Here is a 4453-nt window from a genome sequence, read left to right as displayed (position 1 = left end):
CCCACGCGCCGAAGATCGCGATAAGGGAGATCACGCCCGCGCCGAGCAGCGCGCCCTGCCAGGCCCGCGCGAGGTCGGGGAGGCCGGCGGCGGCGCCGCCGCCGCGCTCGTTGAGGAGGCCGACGAGCACGCCGAGCGCGATGCCGGGCAGCACCAGCTCGTCGGGGATGGTGCGGGTCTCCGCGTCGATGAAGGCGATGACGAGCAGCAGCGTGAAGAGCGCGCACAGCCCGACGAGCGTCACGCCGACCTGCGACCAGGGCAGCAGGATGCCCAGCAGGGCGTACCCGAGGGCCGTGAGGAGCTCCACGAGCGGGTAGCGGGCGCTGATGGGCGCCCTGCAGGTGCGGCAGCGTCCGCGCAGGAACGCCCAGGACAGGATCGGCACGAGGTCGATGGGGGAGAGGGGCCGGTCGCAGGAGGGGCAGTGCGACGGCGGGAACGCCACCGACTCCCGGCGGGGCATCCGGTAGATCAGGACGTTGGAGAAGGACCCGATCAGGGCGCCCAGCAGGGCGAGCACGAGGACCACGAAGGCGTCAGGCGTCACAGGGTCAGTCTAACGGCTGAGGACTGGGTGAGATGAGGGCCAAGACCCGCTCGCTCACGTGTGGAAAAACTCGCACGGGCACGGGGCCGGGCAGGATCATTCCTCCGCGAGGACCTTCACGTGGTCCACCCAGGCGGGGTCCTTCACGAAGCCGAGCCGCTCGTTGATGGCGAGCATGGGACGGTTGTTCGTCTCGTTGCCCGTCCGGATCTCCCGCGCGCCGCGCGAGCGCGCGTACTCCACCGCCATGAGCTTGAGGGCCAGCGCGAGCCCCCGACGCCTGAACCTCGCGCGGGTGCCCGTGAGGCCCGTCTGCAGGTAGTCCCCATCGGAGGACCACAGCACCGACAGGCCCGCCCACTCGCCCGTCGACTCCTCGATCGCGACGAAGTAGCCGTCGCGCAGGAGGTACGGGCTGCCGAAGGTCCACGCGACGAAGCGCTCGTACGGCGTTTCCGTGGCGGGCTCGGGACGCGGCACGTCCAGACGGACCTCCGCGAAGAGCTCGTAGAGGCGGCGGCGCGTGACCTCGTCGTCCGGGAGGTCCGCGAGCGTCACGAGGCGGAAACCCTCCGCGCGGGCGCGCTCCACGGCGCCCGCGAAGGGAGCGGGATCGAAGGCGGTCACGTCGAGGCGAGACTCGAAGTACCGCATCCGCTCCTCGAAGCCGCGTGCGGCGAGGAAGCGCACGCCGCGCGCGTGGTCCTCGCGCGTCCAGGCGAGCAGCGAGATCGGGTCGAGCTCCGCGAGCCGGGCATCCAGCTCGTCCGAGAGGCGGCGGCCCACGCCTCGCCCCTCGAAGTCCGGGTGGACGCGCGTCCACACGATGAACTTGCGCGGGTGGTACATCCCGGACGCCTGCTCGTACGCGGCGACGCCGACGACGCGGCCCTCCACTTCCGCGACGAGACGCTCCGAGCGCAGACGCGCGTCCTGCGCGCGCTCGTGGTCGTCCTGCGCGAGCCGCTCGGGCGTCATGGGCGTGTCGGGCCACGTGGCGCTCAGCACGTCTGCGATGGCGGGCAGGTCGTCGGGACGGGAGGGGCGGACAATGAGGCCGGTCGTGCGCGCGGTCATGAGTCCATGCTGCGGGCCAGGCGTCAGGGCGGCATCCGCCGACTGGCCGAGGGGGTGTGCGCCCCTCGTGCTAGCGTGCCCGCATGAAGCTGCTCTTGATCGTGCCCCATCCCGACGACGAGGTGTACGGGGCGGGCGGAACCATCATGGAGTTCGTGGAGGCGGGGCACCGCGTGGGCCTCGTGACCCTCACGCGCGGCGAGAAGGGCCGCACCCTCGGCCTCGCCGACGGGCCCGAGGCGCTCGCCGCGCTGCGCGAGGGCGAGCTGCGCGCCTGCCTCGACGAGCTCGGCGTGCACGAGCACCGGCACCTCGGCTACCCCGACGGCGGTCTACGGGACATCCCGGTGGAGGAACTCGCGGAGGTGGCCCGCGAGGCGATGGAGACGCTCCGTCCGGAGATCGTCCTGACCTTCCCCCCGAACGGCAGCAACGGTCACCCCGACCACGTCGCCACGCACCGCGCCGTGCGGCTCGCCTGGGAGGCCCTGCCGGAGCCCCGACCCGAGCTGTGGTACTACGCGGGTCCCCTCCCGGAGAACGAGGCGCTGCACGCCGAGTACCTCCCGCCGAACGTCACGCGTGACGTCTCGCCCTTCCTGACCCGCAAGCTGCGCGCCATCGCCTGTCACCGCTCGCAGGCGCTCTCCACCGTGGACTTCTTCCGGCGCTTCGCCGAGCGCATCCCGACCGAGACCTTCCACCGCGCCGCGCCCCCGAATGAGAAGGCGGCTTCATCCGAGTGAAATAACCGCCTCACGCCCTGCTCACCCCCCTGGTAAGCTGACCGTGTGATCCAGGAACCGCAGACGACCTCCCGACCCGCGCAGACGGCCGACCGCACCGCCGTCGCCGTCCGCGGGCTCGGCAAGCGCTACGGACGCACCGTCGTGCTCGAAGAGGTCAACCTCTCCGTCAGCGCGGGCGAGGTCTACGCGCTCACCGGCCCCAACGGCGCCGGCAAGACCACCCTCATCCGCTGCATGACCGGCCTCGCCTTCCCCACCAGCGGGGACGTCCACCTGCTCGGCCACAACGTCCACGAGGAGGGCAGCCGCGCCCGCAGCCTCCTCGGCGCAGTCGTCGAGGCGCCCGCGAAGTTCTACCCGCAGTTCACGGGCAGCGCCAACCTGCGCCTCCACGCCCGCCTCGCCTCGCAGGGACGTGGCGGCACCCGCGTCGGCGAGGCGCGCATCCGCGAGGTCCTCGCCCTCGTCGAGCTCACCCGCATGGCCGACCGCAGAATCAGCGAGTACTCCCTCGGCCAGCGCCAGCGCCTCGGCGTCGCCGCCGCCATCCTCGCCGAACCCAAGGTCCTCATCCTCGACGAGCCCACCAGCGGCCTCGACCCCCTCGGCATCAGCCTCATCCACCGCATCGTCGCCGAGCACGCCGAGGCGGGCGGCGCCGTCATCCTGTCCAGCCACCACCTGCGTGAGATCGCCGGCTACGCCCACACCGTCGGCATCCTCTCCGGCGGACGGCTCGTCGACACCGTCGACCTGCGCTCGCGCCACAGCGCCTACCGCTTCCGCGTCGACGACCCCGTCCGCGCCGCGAACGTCCTCGGCGCGCAACCCTTCGTAAACCGCGCCGCGCCCCGCCCGCCGTACGCCGTCGCGGAACTCGTCAGCGAGGCCGCCGTCCCCGAGGCCCTCTCGCGCCTCGCGCTCGAAGGGGTCCGCGTCTTCGAGGCCGCGCCGGACCTCTTCGACCTGTACGAGTACTACCGCGAACGACTCCAGAACTGACGGCCAAGAGGTACCCGCGTGCTCAACCTGCTCCTGCTCGAATACCGCAAGATGATCGGCTTCCGCTCCGTGCGGCTCGCCCTCGTCGTCTGCCTCGTCCTGCCCTGGATCTGGAGCTTCTCGCCCCGGCTCCAGCAGCTCTACGGCCTCGTCCTCGTCAGCGGCTGGCAGGTGCCCGCCCTCGCGCTCGCGCCCGCCGTGGACGTCCTGCTGCCCATCCTCATCGCCGTCACCTGCGCCGAACTCATCGGCAGCGAGGTCGCGCAGGGCACCCTCGCGCCCCTGCTGCTGCGGCCCCTCAGCCGCGCCCGCCTCGTCGGCGTGAAGCTCGTCGCGGCGCTCAGCTACCCCGTCGTGCTCCTCGCCGTCCTGTTCGTCGGCAGCCTCGTCGCCGGAGCGCGCCTCGGGCTCGGCGAGTTCGCGGGCGGCACCGGCCTCGGGCCCGGCTCCTGGGTCGGCGTGGGCCTCCTCACGCCCGGCGACGCCCTCGGCGAGATCACACGCGCCTACGTCCTCGCGGCCTTCGCGCTGATGTCCGTCGCGACGCTCGCGCTGCTGCTCGGCGTGGCGCTCCTCAACACCGCCGCCGCCGCCCTCGCCACCCTCGCCACCCTGCTGATGCTGCGCCAGCTCGTCGTGTTCCCCGAGAAGCTCCAGCAGCTGCTGCTCACCACGCACCTCGGGCTCTACACCGTCCAGGACCCCGTGCAGCTCCGCAACTCCCTCATCTACCTGCTGATCTACACCGTCGGCTTCAGCCTGCTCGCGCTGTTCACCTTCGAACGCCGCGACGTCTAGACCGACCCTGCCTTCCCGTGGCCCGCCGCGCACCCGCGACGGGCCACGAACTCTTAGAATGGACTCACCCATGAATCCCAAAGGCGACCTCATCACGCTCGCCAAGGCGCGCGGCCTCGGCACCCCCGAATTCCACACCGTCCAGGACGGCCCGCCGCACGCTCCCGAGTTCACCACCACCGTCCTCATCGAAGGCGACGTCACCGCGCGCGCCTCCGGCCGCACCAAACGCGACGCCGAACGCGCCGCCGCCGAGGAGGCCCTGCGCGCCCTCGGC

6 protein-coding genes are annotated in these 4453 nt (G+C 72.2%); 4 read left to right on the top strand and 2 right to left on the bottom strand.

The features are described 5' to 3' along the window. Together DEIPI_RS29575 and DEIPI_RS0108040 are read right to left on the bottom strand one after the other, a co-directional pair. Positions 1 to 550: prepilin peptidase (locus DEIPI_RS29575; protein ID WP_045233908.1), on the bottom strand; the 550-nt coding region annotated here is incomplete at its 3' end. Positions 551 to 646: 96 nt separating this feature from the next. Beyond that, positions 647 to 1627, bottom strand: a complete 981-nt coding sequence (locus tag DEIPI_RS0108040; RefSeq protein ID WP_045233907.1) for a GNAT family N-acetyltransferase — start codon at positions 1625 to 1627, stop codon at positions 647 to 649. A gap of 83 nt (positions 1628 to 1710) precedes the next feature. Between DEIPI_RS0108040 and DEIPI_RS0108035 the strand changes: the two genes are divergently transcribed. From DEIPI_RS0108035 to DEIPI_RS0108020, 4 genes are all read left to right on the top strand, one after another. Further along, positions 1711 to 2373, top strand: a complete 663-nt coding sequence (locus tag DEIPI_RS0108035; RefSeq protein WP_027481434.1) for a PIG-L deacetylase family protein — start codon at positions 1711 to 1713, stop codon at positions 2371 to 2373. A gap of 45 nt (positions 2374 to 2418) precedes the next feature. Further along, on the top strand, positions 2419 to 3378 hold the full coding sequence (locus tag DEIPI_RS0108030) for an ABC transporter ATP-binding protein (protein WP_045233906.1): 960 nt from the start codon (positions 2419 to 2421) through the stop codon (positions 3376 to 3378). Between the two features lie 18 nt (positions 3379 to 3396). After that, positions 3397 to 4176, top strand: coding sequence for an ABC transporter permease (locus DEIPI_RS0108025; RefSeq protein ID WP_027481432.1), 780 nt, complete (start codon positions 3397 to 3399; stop codon positions 4174 to 4176). Positions 4177 to 4246: 70 nt separating this feature from the next. Further along, positions 4247 to 4453, top strand: a 207-nt coding sequence (locus DEIPI_RS0108020; RefSeq protein WP_027481431.1) for a putative dsRNA-binding protein, incomplete at its 3' end; no start/stop codon positions are given.

The sequence above is a fragment of the Deinococcus pimensis DSM 21231 genome (genome assembly GCF_000519345.1).
Lineage (GTDB): Bacteria > Deinococcota > Deinococci > Deinococcales > Deinococcaceae > Deinococcus_A > Deinococcus_A pimensis.
This window is presented reverse-complemented; position numbering and strand designations above follow the sequence as displayed.